This window comes from Ruegeria sp. BC2 (genome assembly GCF_056539245.1).
Genome location: NZ_JBQFUQ010000001.1, coordinates 1,048,722 through 1,075,166, shown reverse-complemented (window position 1 = coordinate 1,075,166; position 26,445 = coordinate 1,048,722). Strand labels below are relative to the sequence as shown.

The window sequence follows — 26,445 nt, the reverse complement described above, 5'->3', positions numbered from 1 at the left end:
CGCGGTGAAACCGCCCCTTGAGAGTGCGTAGAATTTTCCTATATTCTGCCGGTCTTTCTTAACCCGGACTGGAACAGCCCATGGCCCTCGACACCGAGACCCCTCTGAACTCGCTTGGCTTTGCCAAACCCCCGTCGGAAACGCGGGTGGTCGTCGCCATGTCGGGCGGTGTCGACAGCTCAGTCGTGGCGGCGTATCTGGCGGATCAGGGTTATGACGTTGTTGGCGTAACCCTGCAGTTGTATGACCACGGGGCGGCGCTGGCCAAGAAGGGTGCGTGCTGTGCCGGGATCGACATCCACGACGCCCGTCGCGTGGCCGAGGAGCGCGGTTTTCCACACTACGTTCTGGATTACGAAAACATCTTCAAGGACGCCGTGATCGACGAGTTTGCCGACAGCTATCTGGCCGGCGCGACTCCGGTGCCCTGCATCCGTTGCAATGAGCGCGTCAAGTTCAAGGATCTGCTGGAGACCGCCAAGGATCTGGAAGCCGACTGCATGGCGACCGGCCATTACATCCAACGCAAGATGGGTCCCAATGGCCCTGAACTGCACTGCGCCGAGGATGCCAACCGCGACCAGTCCTATTTCCTGTTCTCGACCACGCCCGAGCAGCTGGAGTTCCTGCGCTTCCCGCTGGGGCATCTGCCGTCCAAGGACGCGACCCGCGAGATGGCCGCGCAATACGGGCTGAGCGTAGCCGATAAGCCCGACAGCCAAGACATCTGTTTCGTGCCCAACGGCAACTATGCCAGCGTGATCGAGAAACTGCGCCCCGGCGCGGCCGAACCGGGCGAAATCGTTCACGCCGACGGCCGTGTTCTGGGCCAGCACGACGGCGTGATCCACTACACGATCGGCCAGCGGCGCGGTCTTGGCATCGGCGGGCTCAGTGAGCCGCTCTATGTCGTCAAGCTGGACGTGGATCGCAAGCAGGTCGTCGTCGGCCCAAAGGAACTGCTGGCCACCCGCACCATCCCCGTACGCGAGATCAACTGGCTGGGAGATGCGCCCTTCACCTCGCAGAAAGAATGGCATGTTTCGGTCAAGGTCCGCTCGACCCGCCCCCCGCGCGAGGCGATCATACGTCCGCTGACCGACACCACCGCCGAGGTCGAATTGTTGACGCCCGAAGAAGGCGTCTCGCCCGGGCAGGCCTGCGTGTTCTATGAAACCGGGGGCAGCCGGATCTTTGGCGGCGGCTGGATCTGGCGCGGTTACTGAACCGCGTCGGTCCATGAATTGCTGAGGATATAAAGCCCGGCGCAGACCATGACATAAGGCACGAGGTACTCCAGCCGTTGCGCCAGGCGCCCCGTCATGATCTGGGCGCGCCCGCCGATCAGCCCCACGATCGCAAGGGAGAGCGCTGCTAGTCCTGCCCCAAGCACACCTGCCAGCCGGAAATCGGGGGTCGAGTCCGCCAGCAAGGGGGCGAGGACCGCAAACGTGTCCATCGAAAGGCTTGTGAACAACAACATTGTCACAAGCGCCGAGGCGCTGCCCGGCACTGCGGGCGCGTCCTGCGCATTCGTTCCGCGAAGCTGTCGAGCGGCCCCAAAAAGCCCCAAGGCCAGAGGGATGGCGCCGAGGTAGCCCGCCCAGTGCGGCACAACATCTTCGACCCCCAGCGCCAGCAGGAAAGCCGCGCCGATCACAAGCCCCTGTGCCAGCAGGAACCCCAGAACCGCGCGTTGCGGACCGGTGACGATCATCAGGGCGACCAGAGCCATGAGGTTGTCGAGATTGGTCAGCACCTGCGCCATGAAGGCCGAGGCCGCAAAGACCACATAGTCCAGCATCACGGCGTCATCCGCTCCAACACCGCGCGCGCGGCCCGAAGACCGGGCGCTTCGCCACCGCGGCCGAGACGTTCCATCGTGATGGCCATAGCCTGTTCCTGCGCGTCCGGCGCGGCCGACACGGAGGCAAGCGCGGCGGAAATGGCTTCAGGCGTGCAGTCATCCAGCAGGCATTCCGGCACTGTCCGGGTTTCGGACACCAGGTTGACCAGCGTGACCGTATCCAGCTTGACCATGCGTTCGGCGATCTTCTGGGTCAGCCAGGTCAGTTTATAGGCAATCACCATCGGCGTGGACTGGGCCGCCAGCTCCAATGAGACCGTGCCGGATGCGGCCAGCGCGATCTCGGCGGCGGCAAAGGCCGCACGTTTGCTGGCCACCGCCTGATCCGTGGCGATGTTGCGCGGGTCCACCACGACCGGCTGACCCGGCCAGGACCGGACATGGGCGGCCACGGTATCGGCCACATGCGCGACCGCCGGAACCACCACTCGCATGTCGGGGCGGTCTTTCAGGTACTGGTCAAGCGCCGCTCCGAATACGGGCGCCAGCCGATCGACCTCACCCCGGCGCGAGCCGGGCAAGGCCAGCAGGATTGGCGCGTCGCCCAGCCCGTGATCGGCGCGGAACTGTGCGATCTGCGCGTCGGTTGCAACCGGCTCGCTGGCCACCGGGTGGCCGACGAAATCGCACTCCATTCCGGCGTTTTCCATATAGGGCGGCTCGAACGGCAGCAGGGCCAGAACATGGTCGATGACCTTGGCCATCTTGTCCGCCCTCTTGGGGCGCCAAGCCCAGACGCTGGGCGCAACATAATGCACGGTTCGTATATTGCTGCGCGTCTTGACCTGCTTGGCCACGCGCAACGAAAAGTCGGGACTGTCGATGGTGATCAGAACGTCGGGCTGGGTATCCAGAACGGCCTGAGCGGTTTCGGCTATGCGGCGCTTGAGGTGAAAGAACTTGGGCAGAACCTCGACCAGGCCCATCACGCTGAGCTCGGACATCGGAAAGCGGCTGACCAGTCCCTGAGCCTGCATCAGCGGCCCGCCGACCCCGTCGAAGTCGATCTCCGGAACCAGGGTCTTCAACCCCTCCATCAGCGCACCGCCCAGACGGTCGCCCGATGGCTCACCGGCGACCAGAAAAACGCGCATCAGACAGCCCGCTCATGTACGTGCAGGAACAAGCCCAGGCGGTCGCATTCCGCGATCACTTGGGGCCGGTCCAACACGATCACCCCACCCTTTTCGATGATGATGCCGGACAAACCGGCCGCAACGGCGCTGGATACGGTGTCGGGGCCGATGGCAGGCAGATCGGCACGTCGGTCTTGGCCCGGCTTGGGGCCCTTGAAAAGAATACCACCGCCCGCATCCGGGCGTGCGGCCAGCGATTGCAGCATCCAGGCCGTGCCGAAGGCCCCTTCGACAACCAGAACTTGGCCTTTGTGAACAACGCAAGCCTGTCCGATATCCGCTGCCCCCATGGCCCGCAGGACACCCACGGCCCGGTTTGCATCGCCCAGCTCCGCCTCGGTCGGCTGTACCTGGGTCAGACACCCGAGAGGAGGCAACAGGTCCGGCGCGATCTCGTGCGCGGCCCGCACGCGCAGTCCGGCGTCCTCCAAAATGCCGATCACCGCCCGCAAGGCTCCGTCGTCGCCCGACATCAACGCCTGCTGTATGATCGGAACCAAGGGCATGGTCTGCGCGTCAATCCGGGCGGGGTTTATGTCTGGCCTGCGGACGGCACCTGCGAGGCATACATCTGTGACGCCGCGCGCTTTGAGCTCGGCGACAAAACTGCCCAACTGCTCCAGCGGGAAGGTCACGTCTGGCGTCAGAGTGTCGGGCTGAAATCCCTCCATCGCGCAAACCAAGGGGCGTTCCGGCAGGTGCGCAACCAGTTCGTCCGGCAAAACCCCTGTTCCCGCGATCAGAGCCAGCATGATCTTATTTCCTTGGTGTCAGGAACGAACGATCGCTTTCGCCCGTCACGAATTCCACGATCTGACGCACATAGTCGCTGTCGGTGCTGTCGCCCAGCCGCTTGGCGCGGTCCATGAAGGTGCCCTCGCCTTCGGACAGCTCGCGAAAGGCCGCACGCAGCGCCGAAATGTCCGCCCGGGAAACGCCACGGCGTTTCAGGCCGACAAGGTTCAGCCCCTCCAATTCGCCACGCGAGGCCTGAACCAGGCCGTAAGGGATGACATCGTTGGGCACCATGGTCAGCGCACCGATGATGGCGCCGCGGCCCACGCGCACCCATTGATGCAAACCGGAAATGCCGCCGATGATCACGTCATCCTCGATGATGCAGTGGCCGGCGGCGCCGGAATGGTTCACCATGATCACCCGGTTGCCGATCTGTACGTCATGGGCCACATGGACCCCGGCCATCAGCAGGCAGTCATCGCCGATGCGAGTGACGCCGCCGCCACCCTCGGTGCCGGTATTTACCGTAACGTGTTCCCGGATGCGGTTTCGCTTGCCAATTTCCAGCCGCGTGTTTTCGCCCCCGAACTTGAGGTCCTGCGGGATTTCACCAATCACCGAAAAGTTGAAGATGACGCAGTCGTCACCGATCGAGGTATCCCCGGTGACAACCACATGCGACTTCAGCTCGACTCGGTCGCCCAAACGCACCTGTGGCCCCACATGGCAGAACGGGCCGACTACGCAGCCCTGGCCGATCTGAGCGCCGTCTTCGATGATCGCGCTGGGATGAATTCGGTTCATGCTGTTTTTTCCATATCCCAATCGACATAGGCCGAGAACTCGGCCTCGGCCGCCACTTCACCGTCCACGGTCGCACGGCCGCTGAACTTGAAGATCTTGCCGCCCTTCTTGCCGCGCACGGTTTCGACATGCATTTTCAGCACGTCACCCGGCACCACTTTGCGGCGGAATTTGCACTTGTCGATATTCATGAAATAGATCAGCAGCTCGCTGTCGATGACATCCATGCCGACGCCCAGCATAACACCTGCGGTTTGCGCCATCGCCTCGACGATGGTCACGCCGGGCATGATCGGCGTTCCGGGGAAATGGCCCTGGAAATGTGGCTCGTTCATGGTGACGTTCTTGATACCAACCGCCGACTGATAGCCGTCAATCTCTTCCACCTTGTCAACCAGCAGGAACGGATAGCGATGCGGCAGGATCCGCTGGATCAGCTGAATGTCGGCGCTCTTGGTTTCCGTGGTCATTTTCAGGATGTCCTGTTCTCGAGGTCTCGTTCACGCGTGGTTAGCAATACCCGTACCCAAGGGCAAGCCACGCTATGGCTTGTCGCCCTCTTCCAGCTGCGATCCGTCGCCGATGGCCGCGTCGATCTTGCGGATGGCGATGGCCGTAACATCCGAGGCGTCCGAGCTGAGAAACACGTTGGATCGTTCGATGATCAGCGACGCGCCAGTTTCACGCAGCAGGTCGATGAGCACGGGCTGCGCCATCTCAAAGAACTGGTTGCGTGCCTCGTCACTGCGGCGGGCCAGAGCATCCAGTTTCGCGCGTTGCCCCTCGCGGTGAGACTGGACCTTTCGGTCGAAGGCTTCTGCAAGCGGGCGGAACTCCTCGGGGCTCAGGACTTCGCGCTTTTGCGTCAGCTCTTTTTCCTCGCGGCTCAGCTCGGCAACGATGCGTTCATTTTCAGCGGCCAGCGCAGCACTTTCTGCTTCGATCTCATCAAAAACCCGTCGCCCGAATGCTGACTCGGTAAAGATCCGGTCGCTTGAGATGGTCAGCACGCCGGATTGCGGTACACCCAACTGCTGGGCGGCCACTGGGAGCGACACCACCAGGAAGATCAAAACACACAGGGCCCGCAACGGGCCCTGTACAAACTTCGATATCGTCTTGATCATGGACGTCAGAACCGTGCCTGAATAGTAAAGTCGAAGTTCTGCTCTTTGTCGAAGTCTTCCTTCTTCACGGCCTGCGAGAAGTTGAACCGCAGCGGACCGAACGGCGTATCCCATAGCAGCGAGACGCCGATGACCTGACGGATCGAGCCGTCTGCGCCGACGATATTGGCACCTGTCGTATCAACATTGTTGATGTTGTACAGGTTGCCGATGTCATAGAAGACACCGCCGCGCAGCCCCAGTTCCTCGGGCAGACCCAACGGGAAGTCCGACTCGAACCGGGCGACCCAGTAGTAGTTGCCGCCGATCGCATCATCCTGCCCGTTCGACAGGTCACGAGGGCCGATACCGGCCGGCTCGAAGCCGCGGAACGTTGTCGGACCCAGAACATAACGGTCAATTGCCCGACTGAAGTCGTCACCTTGCCAATGGAGCGCGCCGGCCTCGAAGGACGCACGCAGCGTCATTTCCTCGTTCAGAACCTTTGTCTGGGCAATCGCCCGGGTCGAGGTCTTGAAGTACTTGTTGTCGCCACCAAGGCCAGCCGCGTCCACGCCGACCTCGAACAGAACACCTGCATTCGGGTTCAGGCCGCCCAGCCGGCTGTCATAGACATAGGCCAGCCCCAGCGAGCTTGTCGAACGCTTGCCTTGCGCGATTTCCGACGCGATGACTGCCCCGTTGACCTCGTCATCCTGCTGCGACATCTCGGACTTGTTCCAGTTGTAACGCAGCCGCAACGAGGACAGTTCGCCAATCGCATAGCTGAGCTGCGGATTGATGAACACGCTCTTGGTGTCATAGCTGGCAAAGCTGGAATTGGTCCTTGAAAGGCCAAAGCCCAGATCGAAACGCAGTTTCCGGCCCAACAGGTACGGTTCGGCAAAGTTGATGACGTACTGCTCAGAGTCCTGCGCAGTCGACAGCGTCAGGCCAAATTCCTGTCCGCGCCCGAGGAAGTTCCGTTCCTCAAGCCGGATGGCGATCCCGAAACCGTCGGAAACCGAGTAGCTACCGCCCAACGCCAGTGAACCGGTCGGTTGCTCCTGGACATCCACGTCCACGATCACCTGGCTGGGGCTGGACCCTTCGCGAGTTTCCACATCCGCGACCGAGAAGAAACCCAAGGCCCGGATACGTTCGGCGCTCTGCCGGATTTCGCGCGGGTTGAAGGGGTCACCCTCGACCGTGTCGAACTGGCGCCGGATGACCCGGTCCAGAGTGGTCGTGTTGCCCTCGATGTCGATCCGTTCGACGAAAATGCGCGGGCCTCTGGTGAGCACGAACTGAACATCCAGCGTCAGGTCACGGTCGTTTCGGGTCACGCGCGGCTCAACGCGCAGGAAGTCGACGCCCTGCTTCAGGCCAAGACGTTCCTGCCGAGCGATCGAATTCTCAATCAGAGTTGGTGAATACGTGACACCAGGTTTGATCTTGAGGGCCTTCTGATACTCGGCCGCATCAACGCCCGGGATTTCGCTGACCGTCGAGATGTTGCCGAACGAGAATTTCTGACCTTCGGTGATGTTCATCACCAGATAGAAGGCGTCGCGCTCCCGCGTGAACTCGACATTGGCGCTGTTGATCCGAAAATCGACATAGCCGCGCGACAGGTAGAAATCACGCAGAACCTGTTTGTCGAACTCGATGCGGTCGGCAATGAACGTGTCACCGCGCAGGAAGGTGCGCAGGATGTTGGCCTGCTTGGATTCAAGCACACGGCGCAGACGACGGTCGGAATAGGCGCGGTTTCCTACAAAGCTGACGCGCTCGATCTCAATCGTGGTGCCTTCTGCCACTTCAAAAACCAGGTCCACCCGGTTGTCGCTGCGGCGGATGATCCGCGGAATGACAGTGGCCGACACACGCCCTTGCGCCGAGTAGATTTCGGCGATCTTGTCAGCGTCGGACTCTGCGACCTGCGGCGTGAACACCCGGCGCGGCTGCGACGAGATTGCCTGGATCAACACGTCATCCTTTACGCGGCGATTGCCCTCGATGCTGATCTTGTTGATCGTCGGATACTCGGCGACCTCGATCACCAGAGTGTTCCCGCGCGGGGTCAATTCGACTGTCTCAAAAACACCACTGTCAAGCAAACGCTGGTAGGCGTCATTCAACTGGCCCGCAGTGACTGTCTGACCGGGTGTGATTCCTGTCCGGGCGATGATGGTGGACGTCTCAATGCGACGGTTGCCCTGAACATCGAACGACGAAATCGTGTAGGTCTGGGCCTGGGCGGCTTGCGGTACCGCCGTAAAACTCATTGCCGCAAAGAGGAAAAAAATCGTTAGTGCCCGCCACAAAATATTGTCGTGCGGTTGCGCAGTACCGCAGGATGTGCCCGCGCCTCTCCTGTAAGCCATTTTTGTCTCTACCTAGAATTTCGGACTTTAGAAGTTGAGTAGCCGCTCTGATGGGCCTTGTCAAAAGCACAAACGAAAAACGCGACCGGATCGGTCGCGCTCGGGTCGTTCAGCTGGGTATGGGGAATCACATACCGGCCAGATATGCGGCGCCTGCCAGTGCCAAAGCGGTCAGCCCAAAGCTCAGCAACGCGTCCCAGTTCAATACGAACAGGAAGCTGAAGCCCCGATAGGAATTTCGCAATGCCTTGGTCATTGGTTACAGCCCGCTTAATTGCATGTCTCGGCAGGATTACCCCAAACAAACTAGGTTTGAATTGAGGCAATTTTGCGACCGCAACGCGTCAATGCCGCCACAATCAGCAGAACAGGTCGTTGCTTACCGAGAAGATCATGAGGCTGAGAATTAACGTGATGCCCACCGCCATCAACAGTTGCAAAGCTCGGTCGCTGGGCGGTTTCCCCGCGACTGCTTCGTAGGCGTAGAAAACAAGGTGCCCCCCGTCCAATGCCGGGATTGGGAACAGGTTCAGCAAGCCTACAGCAGTGGACAGAACCGCGATGAAGAAGATGAAGCTCTGCGCCCCTTGGCTCGCCATCGCGCCCGAGGTTTCCGCGATACCAATGGGTCCGGACATGTTGCAGGTGCTGATCGCACCGGTGACCATGTGCCATATGCCGGACAGCGACCCCTCGATGATGCGGCCGGTCTGGATGACACCGCCATGCAGCGAGTCGACTAGACCCGCAGGTTCGGTCGCCGGGACCAGCATCATGCCGCCGACGATTCCAATCCGCCATTCGGTTTTGAAGCCGCCGTCCGCCTGTGGTTCATCCGTGCGACGCGGCGCCAGTGCAAATTCCAACTCGGCGCCGTCGCGCCAGACGTCCAGCAGAAGCACCTTTCCGTCCGAGCTTTCGACCTTTTCCTTGAGCTGTTCGAAGGCAAAAATCGGGTCGCCATCAACCGAGGTGATGACGTCGCCCGCCTGCAACTGGATATCCATCGCAGCACTGCGCGGGGCGACCTGCTGGATCAAGGGCGGGAACAGCCACGGAGCCGACACGTCGAGGGTCTGGCCGTCGCGGATGACAGTGTATTCGAGAACCGGCTGCACCGGCAGCGCTTCGGTAAACTCGGTCCAGGCCCCCTCCTGATCGAAATCAGGCGTGGGGATGCCAGCGATCGCAACGATTTCGTCCCCCTCCTGAAGCTCCTGCACGGTGCCCGGCAGAGGTTTCAGCGATCCGACCGTCAGTGGCTCGCGGGTCACGCCTTGCGACCAGAAGATCAAACCGAAGACAAGGATCGACAGAACGAAATTGAAGACCGGCCCGGCTGCAACCGTGGCAGTCCGCGCCCAAAGCGGTGCGCCATGCATCGTCCGACGCAATTCCTCGGGGCTTTGCGTGGTGATTTCGGCCATCGTCTCGGCGTCCTTGCCCGAGGCCGCATTGGCATCGCCCAGGAATTTCACGTAACCGCCAAAAGGCAGCAGAGCGATCTGCCATTTGGTGCCGCGTTTGTCCATTCGGCTCCAAAGCACCGGACCAAAACCCAACGAGAACACCTCGGCATGGATCCCCGACCAGCGGCCAACGATGTAATGCCCGTATTCATGCACCGCCACGATGACGGACAGCGCCACGACGAATGCGGCAATCGTATAGACCAGCCCACCAAATTGCGGAATCAGCGAGAGTATGTCCAAAATTCTATCCTGCTCTTCGTAGTACGGCGTCATCCACCCATTGACGTGCCAGATGGTCCGTTTTCAGGACGTTATCAAGGGTCAAAGGGGCATCAATAAGGCCGCCTGCATCGTCGAAACGGCCCAGAACGGCGGCCACGGCGTCGGTCATGTCCAGAAAGCCGATGCGTTGACCGATGAAATGATCCAACGCACGCTCCTTGGCGGCGTTGAAGATCGCGCCTGACAGGCCACCGCGCTGCATGACCTCGCGGGCCAGCCGCAGGGCCGGGTAACGCGCCGGGTCCGGATCACGAAAACGCAGCTGGCCCAACTTGGCCAGGTCCAGGCGCGGCACCGGCAGGTCGCGCCTTTCGGGCCAATGCAGCGCATAGCCGATCGCATGCCGCATATCAGGCGCTCCCAAATGCGCCATCACTGCGCCATCGCGAAATCCGACCAGAGCATGAACGATGGATTCCGGGTGAACCACAACCTCGATCCGTTCAGCATTGATCCCGAAAAACTCTTTGGTCTCGATTACTTCCAGCGCCTTGTTGAACATCGAGGCGCTGTCGATCGTTATCCGCTGACCCATGTCCCAATTGGGGTGGCTCGAAGCTTGCTCGACCGTAGCGCCGGCCAGCTTCTCGACCGGCCAGTCGCGAAAGGCGCCGCCGCTGGCAGTGATGATGATGCGCTCAACCGCATCCATGTCTTCACCCACAAGCGCCTGAAAGACCGCCGAATGCTCGCTGTCGACAGGCAGCAGACGCGCGCCATGGCGTTCCGCAGTTTCCAGAACAAGCGGGCCGGCACACACCAGCGTTTCCTTGTTTGCCAAGGCCAGGGTCGCGCCCTGCTTCAACGCCTCAAGCCCCGGCGCCAAACCGGCCGAGCCAACAATGGCGGACATGACCCAGTCTGCCGGGCGAGCGGCCGCTTCGATCAGCGCGGTTGCGCCCGCGGCGGCCTCGATCCCGGTGCCGGACAAAGCATCGCGCAGATCGTCCAGATGCTGGTCAAAGGCGGTTACCGCCACTTCGGCGCCCAACCGGCGGGCGTCCTGCGCCAGTTGCCGAACATTCGCCCCGCCGGTGACGGCGACCACCTTGTAGTCCTCAGGGGCCCGCGCAATCAGATCGATTGTATTCTGGCCAATCGATCCGGTCGCGCCGAATATCGAAACCTTTCGCATCAGATTTCCCCGGGCGAATAGACCAGCGACGCGATCAGAACCATCAGCGATGCACCCATCATGCCGTCAAATCGATCCAGAAAACCGCCATGCCCCGGCACCAGGTTCGAGCTGTCCTTGACCCCGAACCGCCGCTTGACGGCGCTTTCCACGATATCACCGGCCTGGCTGGCCATCGAGGCCAGGACCGAAACCAAAACAAACCGGTAGCCAAACCCGGCATACGCGGCAACGGCTGCGCCCACCAGCGCGGCTGCCACCCAGCCGCCCGCCGTGCCCGACCAGGTCTTCTTGGGGCTGACGCGAGGCCAGAACTTCGGGCCACCGAACGTCTTTCCCACAAAGTAACCAGCTACGTCCGTGGCAACGACGACCAGGATCAACCAGACCATCCAGCCAAACCCCATCGTCTCGCGGATCTGGATGAACCCGTAACCCGCGCAGGCAATCCACATGGCAAACAGCACGTAGATCCCGCGCGAGTGCGAGACCTGCCCTGCCCCGACCAGTGCGGGCGCGATCAGAAAGGGCAGTTTGTAGAGCGGCGGAACATGATAGCTGAGCATGACAGCAACGCCGGTCAGGATTCCCAACTGAACCGCGACGCCCATCCGATCGGAATCGATCATGCGAACCAGTTCCCAGGTCATCAGACCACACGCGGCGGCAACAAATGTCTCGAACCATAGTCCGCCCAGCCAAACCTCGACCGCTCCAATAGCGACCAGTACCAGGGCAGACAACACCCGGGTGGTGAGGTCGGACCATCGGCCGTCCGTCATGCCGGAACTGCTCCGAACCGGCGTTCGCGCGACCCGAAGCTCTTGCACAGCCGTTCCAGCTCGGCCGCGGTGAAGTCGGGCCAGAGCGTGTCGATGAATTCGTATTCCGAGTAAGCGGATTGCCAGAGAAGGAAATTCGATATCCGCGCCTCGCCACTGGTGCGAATGACCAGATCGGGGTCAGGCAGGACGCGCGTGTCCAGATATCTGGGCAGCGTTTCCTCGTCGACATCTTCTGGCCGCAGGTTGCCTGCGGCAACGTCCCGCGCCAGCCGCTTAGTTGCCCGGGCCACTTCGTCCCGACCACCATAATTGAGAGCGACGGTCAGGTGGACAAGGTCATTGTTGGCCGTCTCGCGCTCCAGCGTGTCCATCAACTCGATCAGTTTGGCATCCAGCCGCACCCTGTCGCCGATGAATCGGACACGGATACCGTTTTGGGCCAGTGTTCGGGTTTCCTTGATGATGTAGCGCTTGAACAGGCTCATCAAACCGGCAACCTCGACCTGGGTCCGTTTCCAGTTTTCCGTCGAGAAGGCAAAAATCGTCAGGTACTTGATCCCCAGCCCCGGGCAGGCTTCGACCACTTCGCGCACCCGACGGGCACCGGCGTGATGCCCGTACAGCCGTGGCCGGCCGCGCGCCTGGGCCCACCTACCGTTGCCATCCATGATGATGGCCACGTGACGCGGTCCACAGGGGGGCTCGTTTTGGGGATCAGCGGGCATGGCTTGCGCTCAAACCTGCATGATTTCGGCCTGCTTGGCCTCAAGGGCCGCATCTACGGCCTTGATCATCTGGTCGGTCAGTTCCTGAACCTCGGTTTCCCAGAACTTCTGATCGTCTTCCGACAGGCCGTCGGCCTTGGCTTTCTTGATCTGATCCATGCCATCGCGGCGCACGTTGCGAATGGCAACGCGGGCGTGTTCGGCGTATTGCCCGGCCACTTTGCCCAGCTCGCGGCGGCGCTCTTCGTTCAGCTCGGGGATAGGCAGCATGATGATCGTTCCGTTCAGCTGCGGGTTGATGCCCAGTCCGCTTTCCCGGATCGCCTTTTCCACTTTGCCGACCAAAGACTTGTCCCAAACATTCACGGTGACCATGCGCGGCTCGGGAACGTTTACAGTGCCGACCTGGTTGATCGGTGTCATCGACCCATACGCATCCACCATAACCGGCTCGAGCATCGAAGCCGACGCACGCCCGGTGCGCAGCGACGCGAATTCGGTTCTGAGGTTGGCCATCGCGCCATCCATGCGGCGTTTCAAATCATCGGTGTCCAGTTCAAAATCGTCAGACATGCTGCTCACTCCCCGTCTTCAGGTGATGTTGGAATGGCTCTTACGCCATCGCACCTGGGATGTATAGCAATCATGATCGGGAAATGTGGCAATGACCAGAGTTGTTTCCGCGAAAAAACCGATCCCCCAAACAAAAAAGACCGACCCTGTGGCGGGCCGGTCTGGCACAGAAAAAACTAAGGCTCAGGCGTTCAGGTCAACGACCACGCGTCCCTTGACCTGACCGTTGAGGATGTCGGCACCCAGCTTCGGAAGATCATTCAGAGTGGCCGGCTGAATCATCGCTTCCAGCTTGTCCATCGGCAGATCCGAAGCCACCCGCTGCCAGGCCCGCAGTCGGTTGTCGAACGGCTGCATCACGCTGTCGATACCCAACAGGTTGACTCCGCGCAGCAGGAACGGAATGACGGTCGCCGGCAAGCCCGCGCCACCGGCCAGACCGACCGCTGCCACCGAGGCGCCATACTTCATCTGACCCAGTACGCGCGCCAGCATTGCGCCCCCTACGGCATCAACGCAGCCAGCCCAGGTTTCGCTTTCCAGCGGACGTTTGGTGGTTTCGTTCAACTCGTCACGCGGCACGATCGACGTCGCACCAAGCGCCTTCAGATAGCCTTCGGTTTCAGGCCGCCCGGTCACTGCCGCAACTTCGTATCCCAGATTGGCCAAAATCGCCGTGGCGACCGAGCCGACGCCCCCGGCTGCACCGGTTACCAGAACCGGCCCGCGGTCGGGCGTCAGACCGTGATCTTCCAGCGCCATCACCGCCAGCATCGCGGTAAAACCGGCAGTTCCCACGGCCATGGCCTGGCGCGTGCTCAACCCCTCGGGCAGAGGGACGAGCCAGTCGGCCAGCGCGCTGGCCTTCTGGGCGTATCCGCCCCAATGCGCCTCACCCACGCGCCAACCGGTCAGCACGACCTTGTCGCCGGGTTTGTACCGGTCGTCCGAGGATTCTTCGACAGTTCCAGCATAGTCGATCCCGGGCACATGCGGATAATTTCGGACCAGACCGCCGCCCTTGGGCGACATGCACAAACCATCCTTGTAGTTGACGGTCGAGAACTCGACGGCCACACGCACTTCACCATGCGGCAAGTCATCTTCCGAAATCTGCTTGATGACCGGGCTGGCCAGTCCGCTTTCCTCGTCCTTTTCCATCACCAAAGCGTTGAACATATTCCAATTCCTTTCATTGACCGTGGCCCAACCGATCTGTCATCTGGCCCATATGCTTCTCGGGCGCGTCCCGCGCGCCCTTCCCGGCTCAAATCCAGAACTTGTCCTGCACGATTGCAGTCCGCATTCCAGACGGCGTTTCGACTTCAACCTGCGTTCCCGGATCCCAATGGCTCAGCCGCAGCATACCGATCGACACGTTGGTTTGAAAATCCGGCGACCAGGTAGCCGAGGTCACCTGGCCCACACGCTTGCCGCCGCCATAGATCGGCCACGGCCGATCGCAGGGGGGCACCGCGTCGCCCTCGATCGCGATCGGACGGATTTGCTGAACCGGCCCCTCTTTGGCCACCCGCAACAGCGCATCCCGCCCGATGCAGCCAATGGCCGTATGCGTGTTGCAGAACTTGCCCAACCCGCATTCATGGGGCGTGTTGTCATCGGTCATGTCATTGCCGTAAGACAGCAACCCGCCCTCGATCCGCTCGATCAGGTTGGGGCAGCCCGCCCGAACCTGCAGGTCCTCTCCGGCGGCGAAAAGCGCATTCCACAAGGGCATGCCGACGTCGCCGCCTTCGACATAGATCTCGAACCCGCCCTGTTTGGAATAGCCCGACCGCGCAATCGCCAGATCACGCCCCTCGAACTGGAACATGTCGAACTTGAAGAAGCGGATATCACGCACCCGGTCGCCAAAGACCCGCGCCATCAGGTCATCCGACTTGGGTCCCTGCACCGCCAAGGGCGACACGTCCGGCTCATCCACCAGAACATCCAGTCGATATCCGTTGGCCAAGCCTTTGACCCACAACAGCAAATCACTGTCTGCGATCGAAATCCACCAGCGGTCATCCGCCAGTTTCACCGCCACGGGATCGTTCAGCATTCCCCCGGTTTCGTCCACGATCGGCACATAGTAGCACTGGCCCGGCAACATGCCGCGCAGGTCGCGCGGGGTCAGCATCTGCATCAGCCGCGCCGCATCGGGACCGCGCAGTTCGACCTGCCGCTCGCATGATACGTCCCAGACCTGCACGTGGGTTTTGAGATGCCGATAGTCGGCCTCGACGCTTTCAAATACCGTGGGCAGCAACATCCGGTTGTACACGGTATAACCTTTGACACCGGCCGCCTCGACCCCGTCGGAGAACGGCGTGCGCCGCAGCCGGCGCGACAAAGAAATCTGTGGCACTTAGACCTCCTCGGGCAAGAAAACGAGATCACTGACCGGGGCCCCAGACCCGGCCTCGGTCAGCATTTTGTGGATTTGTCCCCGGTGATGCGTTTGATGATTGAAAAAATGCATCACACACACAGCGTAAGGTAATGTAATGTCTTCTTCTTTTGCCGCGGAATACCAGGTGAACGGACCCGAGATTGGCTCGTCGCCCAGAGTTTCAACCCAAGCATCGATCCGCGCATCGATGGTCTCGCGCAGTGGAAGCCAGTGCGCTAGATCCGGACTCAGGTGGACGCTCTCGTGTATACCGCCGCCCTTGCGGTGCGGATTGCTTTCAGGCCCCGGACCTTTGTCGAACCGCGACACCCAAATCCAGTCGCCCCACAACAGATGGTTGGCAGTCCCCAGGATCGACCCGAAAAATGCGCCGCGTTCCCGGGTCAATTCCTCGGGCGAAAGCTCTTGAAGAAAGCCCGCCAACTGGCTGTTCTGCCAGCGGTTATAGCGGGCCATCTGCTGTGCATAGGCGCCGGTGATCATCACTTGGGTCCGTGCCAGTCGATCGGGCAGATTTCGGCAGATTTGCCGCCGAAATCCCAGACACGACCATAATCGCGCACCTTCGACTTGGTGCCACGCGCCACGATGATGTCCGGGCCCATCCAATACTTGGAATTGGACACCATGACCGGATGCTCGGGATCTTTGCCTGCCAGCATCTCGATCTCACCCTGGATCTTGCGGCCGATGACGATGCGGCGTTTGTTGCCGTCGCGCTCGATCTGCACCGGAGCACGCTCGGCCCCGATGATTTCACTCACCAGCATCGTGAACAGCCCAGTGGTGCCACCGGCCTGCCCGCTGAAAATCTGCAGCAGACCGTTGTACGCCTTGCCACTTGCGCGCTCATCCACGTACGCGGCGACCTTCCACTGGCCTTCGCCCATCCGGCCCGGAATATCGACCAGCAGACCAACGTTCAGACCCGACAGGTCCTCACCTTCATAGTGTCCCTCGTCGATGATCACGCCCATCCAGGCATGACAATGCCCTTCGGTCGGAGGGTGCGCCCCCAGCGAAACCACGCAGGGGCAGAACACGTCGCAGGAGCAGTTCAGGATAAGCTCACCCTTGATGGCCCAGTCCGTCGGGCTCATCTCGCGCCGCTTGGGATTGGGCATCCGGCTATCAATTCGCTGACTGACCGGCAGCTTGTCGGCATCGGGTTTTCTGTTTTTTGCCATCGGCTTATCCTCCGTATGCAATTGGGTAGATCAGCAGCCCAAGGCCACCTGCAATCAAAGCGAAACCCAGCGGCCGAGTCAGAACATGACCGATCTGGGGCAATTTCTCCAACACCATGAACAGGGTCGCCAAACCCATCCACAGCAGGCTCATCACGCCTCCGACAAAGCCAAGCGCCATGAACCCCCAGCAGCAGCCGACACAAAAGGCGCCCAGCCCCAGCCCCATGCGCAGACCGCCAGAGAAGCCGGTGCGCCAGTGTCCAAGGAAATAGGTCATGGGTGCATGACACACCCCGTGGCACACCTCCTTGGCGCGCGTGAATTGAAAGGCACCGACGGCAATCAGAAGACCGGCGGCAAAAAGCGGAGACTTGGCAATGCCCAGCATGTCGATCACGCCCCCGAACAACAAAGCCAGCTGAACACCTGTGATCAACGCGGCGAACCCGGCCCAAACCACGAAGTAACCCAACAGAACGCCGACCCACCCAAGCCTTGTTCCATTGGCGCTCTGGATCAAATCCTCATAGCTTCTCAGTGTTGGAACCAAAGTCGGAAGCATCATCGCGGCCATCATGATCGCCCACATCACGAACAGCGGGCCGAACTCGGCCATCGGCATGTACATGTCCATACGGGGATCCATCGCACGCATCGCATCTGCCATTGGCCCGGGTCGGCCAATCCAATCGACGCCCATGTCGCGGCTCATGGTGTACATCACCCACCAAGCCCACAGGATCAGGACGAAAAAGCCCAGCCACAAACCGCTGCGAAGAAGTGCCCGACTCATGTTCCCTCCCGACTCGGTGCTTGCTTTTCAAATGTCAGACTTTTAAATGTCAGACAAATAAATTTTTCACGGCGGCCTGCAGAAGATGAAAATCGATCCTCAGAAAAGCACCGACTTGTCCGCACAGATCGCCCAAGCCATCCGCGATGCCATCGTATCAGGAGAGCTGATCGTGGACGAGCGCCTGCCCTCTGAATCCGAACTGGCGGACCAGTTCCAGGTCTCACGCCCCACCGTGCGCGAGGCGCTGAAACGGCTGGCGGCGCAATCGTTGATCCGCACCCAGCGCGGCGCGACGGGGGGTGCTTTCGTCAACCGGCTGAGTTTCCCGGACGCCTATTCTCAGCAGATCACGACTTCGACGCTGCTGCTTTCGATGAACGAGGTCAGCTTCGACACCGCTTGCGAGGCCCGCTATGCGTTGGAACGGGCTTGCGCGCCCCTGTCGGCCCAGCGGCGCACCGCCGATCAATTGGCCACCATGCGCGCGGAAATCTTCCGTCAGGCGCAACCCGGTTTGACGGATGAGGCCTTCTGCGCCTCGGACGTGGCCTTTCACCGGGCGCTGGTCGATGGTGCGGGCAACCCTGTCCTGTCCTATCAGCTGGCCGGCGCGGTCGAGGCGATGCAGCCCCTGATGAACATGATCACCTTCACCGCCCGCTCGCGTGAAGAGATCATCCGCCTTCACAGCAAGATCGCCGACGCGCTGGAGGCGCAGGACGCCGAAACAGTCGACGCCGCTCTGGTCGAGCTGGAAACCTACACACGCCGCCTGGCCCATGATGTGGCCGAACGTCGGCGGAAACCGGCCTGAAGACACTCTGAATTCTTCTTGACGCATCACATCAACGGAAAGGACACTCGAGCAGGCAGACCATCATCCGGCGGGAAGACCGGCACTCTCAATAAAATTGATTTTCAATGACTTACGGGAGGACGTTATGAACAAAAGACCGGATCCAACATTCTATCCATCCGCCAAGATGGCCATGGAGGCCCCGCCCGAAACCTTGGCCTTCACGCTGATGCTCAGCCCCGATTTTTCGCAGCCCGATGGCTTGGCGGTTGTGAATGTCGACCCAACTTCGGGCGATTACGGAAAGATCGTTCACAAGGTGATGATGCCCAACAAGGGCGACGAGTTTCACCATTTCGGATGGAACGCCTGCTCCTCGGCCCTGTCTCCGCTGACCGGCCACGCTTTTCTTGAGCGCCGGTACCTGATCATCCCCGGTATCCGTTCCAGCCGGATCTACGTGATTGACGTGAAAGAGCCGCTGAAGGCCAAAATCCACAAGATCATCGAGCCCGAAGAAGTCTTTGCAAAGACGGGGTATTCCCGCCCCCACACGATCCATTGCGGACCCGAAGGTATCTATGTCAGCACCTTGGGCGGTGGCGGACCGGATGGCACCGATGGACCTCCGGGCATCTTCATCATGGATTGCGAGACCTTCGACATCATCGGGCGTTACGAGATCGAGCGCGGCGTGCAGGACAAGCACTATGATTTCTGGTGGAACCTGCCGCGGGACTACATGGTCAGTTCCGAATGGGGTCTGCCCCCGCAATTCGAAAACGGGATCGTGGCCGAAGATCTTCTGTCGAACAAATATGGCCACCGGATCCATTTCTGGAACCTGCGCGACCGCACCAACATCCAGACCATCGACTTGGGCGAGAACCACCAGATGGCGCTGGAAATCCGGCCGGCGCATGACCCGGTCAAGCAATACGGGTTCTGCGGCGTGGTGGTCGACACCACCAACCTTCAGGGTGCGATCTTTACCTGGTGGCGCAACAAGGATGGCAGTTTCGAGGCCAAAAAGACCATCATGATCGACCCGCAACCCGCTGATCCGGATGATCTTCCCGATCTGCTCAAAGGGTTCTCGGCGGTGCCTCCTCTGGTCACCGACATCGACCTGAGTCTGGACGACAAATACCTGTACGTCGCGTGTTGGGGCACCGGTGAAATGCACCAATACGATGTTTCGGACCCGATGAAGCCCAAGCTGGCCGGCAAGGTCGAGATCGGCGGAATCGTCAAGAAAACCAAGCATCCCAACGGCAAGGACTTTGGTTATGGCCCGCAGATGGTCGAGATCAGCCGTGACGGCAAACGCGTCTACTGGACCAATTCGCTTTATTCCACGTGGGATGACCAATTCTATCCCGGCGATCGCGGCGCTGCGATGGTCAAGGCGGATGTAGGCGAAAAAGGCGGCCTGACACTGGACAAGGATTTCTGGGTGGATTTTCCGAAAGGGTATCGCAGCCACCAGATCCGGCTTGAGGGAGGAGACTGCTCCACCGACAGTTTCTGCTACCCTTCGGTCTGAATTGGACGTCTTGATGACATCGACGGCCGGCCTCTGGCTGGCCGTTGTTCTGAGCGGTGCCTATCACGGGTTGAACCCCGGTATGGGCTGGCCGTTGGCCGTGTCGGCGGCATTGATGGAGCAACGCCAATCCGCTCTCTGGCGCGCGTTGGCAGCGCTGGCGGGCGGGCATTTTGTGGCGATGCTGGGTGTTTTGCTGCCCTTTGCGCTGATGACCATCCTTGTAGACTATCAGCGCGAAATCCGGATCGGAGCGGCCCTGATCGTGATCGCTATGGGCCTCTACATCGCGATCACCCGGCGCCACCCACGGTTTCTGGCGCGCGTACCGCCCAGTCGGCTGGCGCTGTGGTCGTTTCTGGTGGCGTTGGCGCATGGTGCGGCGCTGATGCTGGTCCCGATCTATCTGGGCCTGTGCGGGCTGGACGAGCTGGATACCGGCCACAGAGCCGTGTCAGAGATCATGGGCACCAATGGCCTGCTGGTCCTGGCTGTGGCCGCGGTCCATACGGGCGCTATGATGCTGGGCGGCGGTGCGCTGGCCTTCGCGGTCTATCGCTGGCTGGGCCTGCAGTTTCTGTCTCGCAGCTGGTTCAACCTGGAAATGGTCTGGGCGCTCAGCCTGATCCTTGTGGGTGTGCTCGGCCTGTGGGCCGCAATCTGAGGTCTTCCCCCTGCCCCGAAACAGATTAGGTTCGACGGACAGGCATTTGAAACGCGAGGCCCCCATGACCGGAACACTCAACATCATCGCAGCCCTTCTGACCATCGGCTTTGGCCTGTTCGGCTTTCTGGCTCCGGCCTGGACGGCGGCCTCGCTGGACCTTGCGCCCACCAACAGCACGATGGGCCTCAGTGAAATGCGGGCCTCGGTCGGCGGGTTGTTCGTCGTGACCGGCATCGCTGTATTGTGGCTGAACCACCCGATGGCCTACGCGATGTTGGGCGTTGTCTATGCGGGCGCGGCGCTGGGTCGGTTCGTGTCCGTTTTGCTGGACAATCCCCCCTTGGCCAAGGCGTTGACCTTCGGCGGAATCGAGCTGGTGCTGGCAATTTGGCTGATCGCAGCCAACCTCTTCAAGCCCGCGTGAAAGGTTGGAAAAATCGCCATGATCCCGCGCTTTGAGGGTTTGCATCCGCAAATATCCTCACCTATATAAATCCTGTCCTTCGGGACTATGGACATAAACGCGCTCGTAATAAGCGGATCGGACCCGGGGGCGGTACCCGGCGGCTCCACCATACATCCTTCATTTGGGGATCATGGGGCCGAAATAGGATCGACGAACGTCTAAAGGGGTTAGCTTTGTCTCGGCTGTCTGCCACCGTTACCGGCGAAAACAGTACAATTGCAAATGACAATCGTGCTCCGGTTGCCGTTGCTGCGTAAGCAGTAACCAGACCGAAACTTAAGTCCTTGCGCCTAGCCGCGTAAGGCGGGGTTCGCAGGTACCTGGCAACAGAAACCTGCATTTCCCAAGATTTTGTCTGAGTTTTTGCACCGAATTTGGCCGCCATTCAGAAACTGTTCACTCCTGTCATTCAAAGTAGCGGAAGACAGACAGGAGAGTTGGGATGACTCATTCAGAGATACTCAGGGCCTGGTATTCCGAGGTTTGGGAAAAAGGCAATATTGACGCGATCGACCAGTATTTTGCCCCGGAAACGATGGCCGAGGGGCTGATACCCGAAATGCAGGTCGGCGCGGACGACTTTCGCGACCTGGTCATGGCCTTTCGGCACGTTCTGGGCGAAATTCAGGTGGATTTGCCCAAAATTATCGAAAATGGCGATTGGGCGTCAGCTGTTTTGCATGTGCGGACCTCGCGGGCGGACAACGGCGCGCCCTTGGAGGTCACAGGCCAAGTTATGGCGCGCTTCAAAGGTGACAAGATGGTCGAAGCCTACAACCAGTTCGACTTCGTTTCCCTGTTCGAACAGCTCGGCCAGTTCCCGCAGGATACCTTGCCCGTTTGCATGACAGGGCAACGGCTGGACTGGGCCTGAACCGGTTCTTGACCGCGCGTGCTGACCCCGAGTAGCAAGAGCACACGGGGTCAGCATGTGAACGCCCTGCCCGGCGGCAGCCCGGGTTCGCATGTCTCCAAATCCAAAGGGGCACATGCCATGGCTGCGCAATTTCCAATGATCGCTGGTGGTTGGATCGGCACCTATGCTCCGAATATCGGATGGAGCCGCCCGAGGACCGCCGAAACCGGCGCATGCAGGGCGGATCCCCTGTAGTGAACCCCTCACTGTCAGAACAGGTCCGGGTGTTCGGCCGCATCGGCCTCCTCTCATTTGGTGGCCCAGCGGCACAGATCTCATTGATGCACCAGGAATTGGTCGAACGGCGGCCATGGTTGGATGAGCAGAGCTTTCTGCGCGCGCTGTCGTTGTGCATGTTGCTGCCCGGCCCCGAAGCCATGCAACTGGCCACCTATGCCGGTTGGCGGCTGCGGGGGGTGCCGGGCGGGCTGATTGCCGGCGGCCTGTTCGTTCTGCCCGGAGCGCTGGTGATATCCGTGCTGGTCGGCCTGTATGCTGCCTACGGAGACCTTCCCCTGGTCCAGGCTGCATTTCTCGGGATCAAGGCCACGGTTATCGTGATCGTTCTCCAGGCGGTGCTCAATCTTTCTCGCAAAACTCTATCTGGGGCAGAGCCCGGGATTCTTGCGATACTGGCGTTCCTGGCGATCTTCGCTCTGAATCTACCTTTCCCCCTGATCATTCTGGCCGCGGCTGTCTGGGGCTTTTCACGCAAGCCTTCAGAGCAGCCTTCAGTTTCGCAGAATGTCGATACCGCCTTGGCTCGGCCCGCGCGGACCGCAGCGCTCTGGCTGTTTCTTTGGTTGGCTCCGCTGGTGTTGTTGACCCTTTCCGGCCAGACGTTGCTAAGCGATCTGGGCTGGTTCTTTGCACGATTGGCAGTAGTCACTTTCGGCGGGGCCTATGCGGTGCTGGCCTACATGACCCAGACGGTCGTCGAGAACCATCAATGGATCTCTACCGATCAGATGATAGATGCGCTGGGACTGGCAGAAACCACCCCCGGCCCATTGATACTGGTCACACAATTCGTCGCCATGCTCGCCGGGCAATTGGCGGGCGGGATGCCCCTTGCGCTGGCAGCCGGGGTCGTTGCGCTGTGGGCGACCTTCGTTCCGTGCTTCCTGTGGATATTCGTTGCCGCGCCTTACCTGGACGTCATAGCGCAAAGACCGAGACTGTCGGAAGCATTGCGCGCAATTACCGCGGCGGTCGTCGGTGTGATTCTCAACCTGTCGGTGTGGTTCGGACTGCACGTCCTGTTTGGAACCATCGGAAAAGTCGAGTTTGGTCCGATCTCACTGCCCATTCCGGTTTTTTCGACCTTGGACATCGCAGCCGTTGGATTGACATGCCTTGCCGGAGTCTTGATTTTCATAAGAAAAACCGGTCTGGCAACGACGCTGGGCATCATGATAGGTGCAGGCGCAATCCTGCATCTGGTTTGAACAATCAGACGCAACCCGCTCTTTCGTTTCCGATCAAATCCCTTATGCTTGGGATAACCACTTTCGAGGATGACACATGTCGCAAGGCATTGACTACGGCAACTTGATGCACACCGCTATGCGCGGGCTGATCAAGACTGTTCTGAAGCGCGTTTCCGAAACCGGATTGCCCGGCGCGCACCATTTCTTCATCACGTTCGATACCCGAGAGCCCGGCGTCGAAATAGCTGACTGGCTGCGTGAACGCTACCCTGACGAGATGACGATCGTGGTGCAGCACTGGTTCGAAAATCTCGAGGTTGGCGAGGACGGATTTGCCATCACGCTCAATTTCGGTGACGCTCCGGAGCCGCTGTATATCCCCTATTCGGCCATCCAGACATTTGTTGATCCGTCGGTCGAATTCGGGCTGCGCTTCGAAAGCTCGGACGAAGAAGATGAGGACCCGGTGGAAATCGAGGCCGAGTCGATCGAGGTCGAACCCGACGACGAGCCGCATCACGATGCGGATATCGTATCTCTGGACAGCTTCCGCAAGTAATTCGCGGCCATTGGACGAGGCTTCGCTTTTTTGGCGGAGCCTATTGTTTTTCCAGGAATGTTTCGACCGAACGCGACTTCTGTCCATCTCTGAACCGGGAAAAGGACAGGTTCAGCCCGCCCTCGGCCAGCGTCCGGTCATATTGCTGCAATTCGTACCCGCCGTCCTCGTCTATGAACAGCGAGAAGACGGTCAGTGTTTCCCCTTCGATCCGCCCCCAGACAAAGGGTTCCCCCTTCATCGGGTCCAGCGGAACCTCATGACCGAAGACATTCCGCTTCATGGCTGCGGAATAGATGTTGTTCCGATCAGAAGGTCGGAACTCGACCGAAAAGCTTTGTTCTTTCACCCGGCCGTCGGCTTTGTAGGTGGTAGTCTTCCACTTGACCACGAACCCCTCGCCGGTCTCTGCGATGGAAACGCTCATGTCGCGCGGGGTCGACGATCCGTCTGCATCCACCACGTCGGCAGATCCGACATAGTCGCCGACAAAGGGACCAATGTCCTGCGCCCATCCCGGAGACGCCAACAAAATTCCAAACGCCAGTATCGACAGCCATCGGGCCATTTGCGCGAAAAATGAGGTCCGGTCTGAGCGATTCATGGTTCTTTCTCCGCGGTTGCCTTCTATATCTTAGCTCAGCTGGGAACGGGCACAATGGTACGTCCCTGTGACCAACCAAGAAAAGTGACGCACACCGCATGGCTATACCTTTTTTGCCCTTCGGACTAAGGTGCGCGCAACTGGCCGATTGAACCATAGCTTAGCTGCGGTTAAACGGCATGCGACTGCATACCAGACGGAGTGACAGATGTCTCAGACCCGCACCGAATCCGACAGTTTTGGCCCGCTCGAGGTTCCTGCCGACAAGTATTGGGGGGCGCAGACGCAGCGCTCGATCATGAACTTCCCCATCGGATGGGAGAAGCAGCCCGTCGCCATCGTGCGCGCGCTGGGCGTGGTCAAGAAGGCCTGCGCCATGCAGAACAAGGCCACGGGCAGGCTGGACGCACGCATCGCCGACGCCATCATCCAGGCCGCCGGCGAGGTGATCGAGGGCAAGTTCGACGACAATTTCCCTCTGGTCGTCTGGCAGACCGGATCGGGCACCCAGTCGAACATGAACGCCAACGAGGTCATCGCGAACCGCGCGATCGAGATCCTGGGCGGCGTGATCGGTTCGAAGGATCCGGTACACCCGAACGATCACTGCAACATGGGACAATCGTCGAACGACACCTTCCCAACCGCCATGCACATCGCCACCGCGATGAGCGTGCGTGACAAGCTGCTGCCGGGGCTGGAGAAGCTCGCCGCCGGGCTCGAGCAGAAGTCCGCGGAATTCAAGGACATCATCAAGATCGGTCGCACCCACACGCAGGACGCGACTCCGCTGACCCTGGGCCAGGAGTTCAGCGGCTATGCCCATCAGATCCGTCAGGGTATCGCCCGCGTAAATGCCGCCATGCCCGGCATCTACGAGCTGGCGCAGGGCGGCACCGCCGTCGGCACCGGGCTGAACACCCAGAAAGGCTGGGCCGAGGCCGTTGCCGCCAACATGGCCGAAATCACCGGCCTGCCCTTCGTCACCGCGCCCAACAAATTCGAGTCGCTGGCCGCTCATGACGCCATGGTGTTCCTGTCGGGCGCCTTGGCCACGGTTGCGGGCAGCTGCTACAAGATCGCCAACGACATCCGCTTCCTCGGCTCGGGGCCGCGTTCGGGTCTGGGTGAACTGATCCTGCCGGAGAACGAACCCGGCTCGTCGATCATGCCGGGCAAGGTCAACCCGACCCAGGCCGAGGCGCTGACCCAGGTCGCAGCCCACGTGATGGGCAACGACGCCGCGATCAAGTTCGCCGGCAGCCAGGGCCATTTCGAGCTGAACGTCTACAACCCGATGATGGCCTACAACCTGCTGCAGTCGATTCAGCTGCTGGGCGACGCGACGGACAGCTTTACCGAGCGTATGCTGCTGGGCACCAAGGCCAACGAGGCGCGCATCGACAAGCTGATGAAAGAATCGTTGATGCTGGTGACCGCCCTGGCGCCCACCATCGGCTATGACAACGCCACCACGGTCGCCAAGACTGCGCACAAGAACGGCACCACGCTGAAGGAAGAGGCCATCAAGCTGGGCTTCGTCGACGAGGCGACCTTTGACGCCGTGGTGCGCCCCGAGCAGATGATCGGGCCCAAGGACTGATGGGCAAGCCGGTCAATCTGAACCGGTATCGCAAGGAAAAGGCGCGGGCCGAGAAAAAGGCCCGCGCCGACCGGAACGCGGCGGCGTTCGGGCGCAGCAAGGCGGAAAAGCAGCTGGACGAGGCCCGTGCCGATAGGGCCCGCCGCGATCTGGACAATCACGAGCTGGATGAATGAGCGGCCCGCCCGTCAAACGCTCGCTGACCCTCAAGGGGCACCGCACTTCGGTTTCACTCGAGGATGAGTTCTGGCAGGCGTTCCGAGATATCGCCAAGGCAAAAGGCTTGCCGATCAATGTGCTGGCCTCGGAAATTGATTTCGCGCGCGACCCCGAGACTGGATTGGCGTCGGCCATTCGCGTCTTTGTTCTGAACTGGTACCGGTCACCCGATCGCAACCCTTGATCTGATATCCGTCTGCGCCTAGGGTGATGGCGAACAAAAGGGG

General features: G+C 60.5%; 30 protein-coding genes and 1 other RNA gene. 12 read left to right on the top strand and 19 right to left on the bottom strand.

Features of this window, described 5'->3' with window-relative positions:
- Nucleotides 1-80 precede the first annotated feature (80 nt).
- Nucleotides 81-1,226, top strand: a complete 1,146-nt coding sequence (gene mnmA / locus ACR0CU_RS05260) for a tRNA 2-thiouridine(34) synthase MnmA (RefSeq protein ID WP_170445854.1) — start codon at nucleotides 81-83, stop codon at nucleotides 1,224-1,226.
- On the opposite strand, the gene ACR0CU_RS05255 is transcribed toward mnmA, so the two are convergent.
- From ACR0CU_RS05255 to ACR0CU_RS05170, 18 genes are all read right to left on the bottom strand, one after another.
- Complete coding sequence (locus ACR0CU_RS05255) at nucleotides 1,220-1,804, bottom strand: hypothetical protein (RefSeq protein ID WP_174820234.1); 585 nt, start codon at nucleotides 1,802-1,804, stop codon at nucleotides 1,220-1,222. The two genes, mnmA and ACR0CU_RS05255, sit on opposite strands and share 7 nt — an antisense overlap.
- Entirely contained in the window at nucleotides 1,804-2,961 is a 1,158-nt protein-coding gene (gene lpxB / locus ACR0CU_RS05250; protein ID WP_170445850.1) for a lipid-A-disaccharide synthase, read from the bottom strand. Before lpxB ends, ACR0CU_RS05255 begins: the two co-directional genes overlap by 1 nt.
- A complete protein-coding gene (locus ACR0CU_RS05245) occupies nucleotides 2,961-3,755 on the bottom strand; it encodes an LpxI family protein (protein WP_170445847.1) in 795 nt (264 codons plus the stop codon). The genes lpxB and ACR0CU_RS05245 overlap by 1 nt, the downstream gene beginning before the upstream one ends.
- Before the next feature lie 4 nt (nucleotides 3,756-3,759).
- On the bottom strand, nucleotides 3,760-4,545 hold the full coding sequence (gene lpxA, locus ACR0CU_RS05240) for an acyl-ACP--UDP-N-acetylglucosamine O-acyltransferase (protein WP_170445844.1): 786 nt from the start codon (nucleotides 4,543-4,545) through the stop codon (nucleotides 3,760-3,762).
- Nucleotides 4,542-5,015 (bottom strand): 3-hydroxyacyl-ACP dehydratase FabZ, encoded by a 474-nt coding sequence (fabZ, locus tag ACR0CU_RS05235; RefSeq protein ID WP_170339263.1) that lies wholly within the window; start codon nucleotides 5,013-5,015, stop codon nucleotides 4,542-4,544. The genes lpxA and fabZ overlap by 4 nt, the downstream gene beginning before the upstream one ends.
- 72 nt (nucleotides 5,016-5,087) lie before the next feature.
- Nucleotides 5,088-5,672: an OmpH/Skp family outer membrane protein gene (locus ACR0CU_RS05230; RefSeq protein WP_170445841.1), complete on the bottom strand. Its 585-nt coding sequence runs from the start codon at nucleotides 5,670-5,672 to the stop codon at nucleotides 5,088-5,090.
- Nucleotides 5,673-5,677: 5 nt separating this feature from the next.
- A complete protein-coding gene (bamA, locus tag ACR0CU_RS05225) occupies nucleotides 5,678-8,038 on the bottom strand; it encodes an outer membrane protein assembly factor BamA (protein ID WP_170371099.1) in 2,361 nt (786 codons plus the stop codon).
- A 127-nt stretch (nucleotides 8,039-8,165) separates the two neighbouring features.
- Nucleotides 8,166-8,294 (bottom strand): hypothetical protein, encoded by a 129-nt coding sequence (locus ACR0CU_RS05220; RefSeq protein ID WP_254920122.1) that lies wholly within the window; start codon nucleotides 8,292-8,294, stop codon nucleotides 8,166-8,168.
- A 103-nt stretch (nucleotides 8,295-8,397) separates the two neighbouring features.
- The gene (gene rseP, locus ACR0CU_RS05215; RefSeq protein ID WP_170340055.1) at nucleotides 8,398-9,750 is read right to left on the bottom strand and encodes an RIP metalloprotease RseP; all 1,353 of its coding nucleotides are present in this window, start codon (nucleotides 9,748-9,750) and stop codon (nucleotides 8,398-8,400) included.
- A 4-nt stretch (nucleotides 9,751-9,754) separates the two neighbouring features.
- The gene (gene dxr / locus ACR0CU_RS05210) at nucleotides 9,755-10,927 is read right to left on the bottom strand and encodes a 1-deoxy-D-xylulose-5-phosphate reductoisomerase (protein WP_170445838.1); all 1,173 of its coding nucleotides are present in this window, start codon (nucleotides 10,925-10,927) and stop codon (nucleotides 9,755-9,757) included.
- The gene (locus tag ACR0CU_RS05205; RefSeq protein ID WP_170338692.1) at nucleotides 10,927-11,709 is read right to left on the bottom strand and encodes a phosphatidate cytidylyltransferase; all 783 of its coding nucleotides are present in this window, start codon (nucleotides 11,707-11,709) and stop codon (nucleotides 10,927-10,929) included. Before ACR0CU_RS05205 ends, dxr begins: the two co-directional genes overlap by 1 nt.
- Nucleotides 11,706-12,437: a polyprenyl diphosphate synthase gene (gene uppS / locus ACR0CU_RS05200; RefSeq protein ID WP_170339273.1), complete on the bottom strand. Its 732-nt coding sequence runs from the start codon at nucleotides 12,435-12,437 to the stop codon at nucleotides 11,706-11,708. The genes ACR0CU_RS05205 and uppS overlap by 4 nt, the downstream gene beginning before the upstream one ends.
- 9 nt (nucleotides 12,438-12,446) lie before the next feature.
- Nucleotides 12,447-13,010 (bottom strand): ribosome recycling factor, encoded by a 564-nt coding sequence (gene frr, locus ACR0CU_RS05195; RefSeq protein ID WP_170338696.1) that lies wholly within the window; start codon nucleotides 13,008-13,010, stop codon nucleotides 12,447-12,449.
- A 183-nt stretch (nucleotides 13,011-13,193) separates the two neighbouring features.
- Nucleotides 13,194-14,189, bottom strand: coding sequence for an acryloyl-CoA reductase (gene acuI, locus ACR0CU_RS05190; RefSeq protein WP_170338698.1), 996 nt, complete (start codon nucleotides 14,187-14,189; stop codon nucleotides 13,194-13,196).
- Between the two features lie 88 nt (nucleotides 14,190-14,277).
- Entirely contained in the window at nucleotides 14,278-15,381 is a 1,104-nt protein-coding gene (locus ACR0CU_RS05185) for a dimethylsulfoniopropionate demethylase (RefSeq protein ID WP_170523826.1), read from the bottom strand.
- Entirely contained in the window at nucleotides 15,382-15,909 is a 528-nt protein-coding gene (locus ACR0CU_RS05180) for a DinB family protein (RefSeq protein WP_170523829.1), read from the bottom strand. It lies immediately after the preceding gene.
- Complete coding sequence (locus tag ACR0CU_RS05175) at nucleotides 15,909-16,613, bottom strand: DUF1326 domain-containing protein (RefSeq protein WP_093962001.1); 705 nt, start codon at nucleotides 16,611-16,613, stop codon at nucleotides 15,909-15,911. Before ACR0CU_RS05175 ends, ACR0CU_RS05180 begins: the two co-directional genes overlap by 1 nt.
- A gap of 4 nt (nucleotides 16,614-16,617) precedes the next feature.
- Nucleotides 16,618-17,409: a DUF2182 domain-containing protein gene (locus ACR0CU_RS05170; protein WP_170523832.1), complete on the bottom strand. Its 792-nt coding sequence runs from the start codon at nucleotides 17,407-17,409 to the stop codon at nucleotides 16,618-16,620.
- Between the two features lie 85 nt (nucleotides 17,410-17,494).
- Here ACR0CU_RS05170 and ACR0CU_RS05165 point away from each other — a divergent pair, with 85 nt between their 5' ends.
- From ACR0CU_RS05165 to ACR0CU_RS05130, 8 genes are all read left to right on the top strand, one after another.
- Entirely contained in the window at nucleotides 17,495-18,226 is a 732-nt protein-coding gene (locus ACR0CU_RS05165) for a FadR/GntR family transcriptional regulator (protein WP_170418965.1), read from the top strand.
- 127 nt (nucleotides 18,227-18,353) lie between these two features.
- Nucleotides 18,354-19,754: a selenium-binding protein SBP56-related protein gene (locus ACR0CU_RS05160; protein WP_170339288.1), complete on the top strand. Its 1,401-nt coding sequence runs from the start codon at nucleotides 18,354-18,356 to the stop codon at nucleotides 19,752-19,754.
- Between the two features lie 13 nt (nucleotides 19,755-19,767).
- Nucleotides 19,768-20,418 carry a hypothetical protein gene (locus ACR0CU_RS05155; protein WP_170339290.1) on the top strand — a complete coding sequence of 217 codons (651 nt, stop codon included), beginning with the start codon at nucleotides 19,768-19,770 and terminating at the stop codon, nucleotides 20,416-20,418.
- A 64-nt stretch (nucleotides 20,419-20,482) separates the two neighbouring features.
- A complete protein-coding gene (locus ACR0CU_RS05150) occupies nucleotides 20,483-20,845 on the top strand; it encodes a DUF4345 family protein (RefSeq protein WP_170523835.1) in 363 nt (120 codons plus the stop codon).
- A gap of 35 nt (nucleotides 20,846-20,880) precedes the next feature.
- Nucleotides 20,881-21,228, top strand: a transfer-messenger RNA (tmRNA) gene (gene ssrA / locus ACR0CU_RS05145).
- A gap of 101 nt (nucleotides 21,229-21,329) precedes the next feature.
- On the top strand, nucleotides 21,330-21,761 hold the full coding sequence (locus ACR0CU_RS05140) for an ester cyclase (protein WP_093961996.1): 432 nt from the start codon (nucleotides 21,330-21,332) through the stop codon (nucleotides 21,759-21,761).
- Nucleotides 21,762-21,997: 236 nt separating this feature from the next.
- A complete protein-coding gene (chrA, locus tag ACR0CU_RS05135; RefSeq protein ID WP_480642972.1) occupies nucleotides 21,998-23,251 on the top strand; it encodes a chromate efflux transporter in 1,254 nt (417 codons plus the stop codon).
- A gap of 76 nt (nucleotides 23,252-23,327) precedes the next feature.
- Nucleotides 23,328-23,792, top strand: a complete 465-nt coding sequence (locus ACR0CU_RS05130) for an SspB family protein (RefSeq protein ID WP_170403236.1) — start codon at nucleotides 23,328-23,330, stop codon at nucleotides 23,790-23,792.
- 40 nt (nucleotides 23,793-23,832) lie between these two features.
- Here ACR0CU_RS05130 and ACR0CU_RS05125 read toward each other — a convergent pair whose 3' ends face one another.
- Nucleotides 23,833-24,360: a hypothetical protein gene (locus tag ACR0CU_RS05125; protein WP_170371935.1), complete on the bottom strand. Its 528-nt coding sequence runs from the start codon at nucleotides 24,358-24,360 to the stop codon at nucleotides 23,833-23,835.
- A gap of 244 nt (nucleotides 24,361-24,604) precedes the next feature.
- Between ACR0CU_RS05125 and fumC the strand changes: the two genes are divergently transcribed.
- The 3 genes from fumC to ACR0CU_RS05110 are packed head-to-tail and all read left to right on the top strand — an operon-like array spanning nucleotide 24,605 to nucleotide 26,402.
- Nucleotides 24,605-25,999 (top strand): class II fumarate hydratase, encoded by a 1,395-nt coding sequence (fumC, locus tag ACR0CU_RS05120; protein WP_170445809.1) that lies wholly within the window; start codon nucleotides 24,605-24,607, stop codon nucleotides 25,997-25,999.
- Nucleotides 25,999-26,175, top strand: coding sequence for a DUF4169 family protein (locus ACR0CU_RS05115; RefSeq protein ID WP_170445806.1), 177 nt, complete (start codon nucleotides 25,999-26,001; stop codon nucleotides 26,173-26,175). The genes fumC and ACR0CU_RS05115 overlap by 1 nt, the downstream gene beginning before the upstream one ends.
- Complete coding sequence (locus ACR0CU_RS05110; RefSeq protein ID WP_170445803.1) at nucleotides 26,172-26,402, top strand: ribbon-helix-helix domain-containing protein; 231 nt, start codon at nucleotides 26,172-26,174, stop codon at nucleotides 26,400-26,402. The genes ACR0CU_RS05115 and ACR0CU_RS05110 overlap by 4 nt, the downstream gene beginning before the upstream one ends.
- Nucleotides 26,403-26,445: the final 43 nt, after the last annotated feature.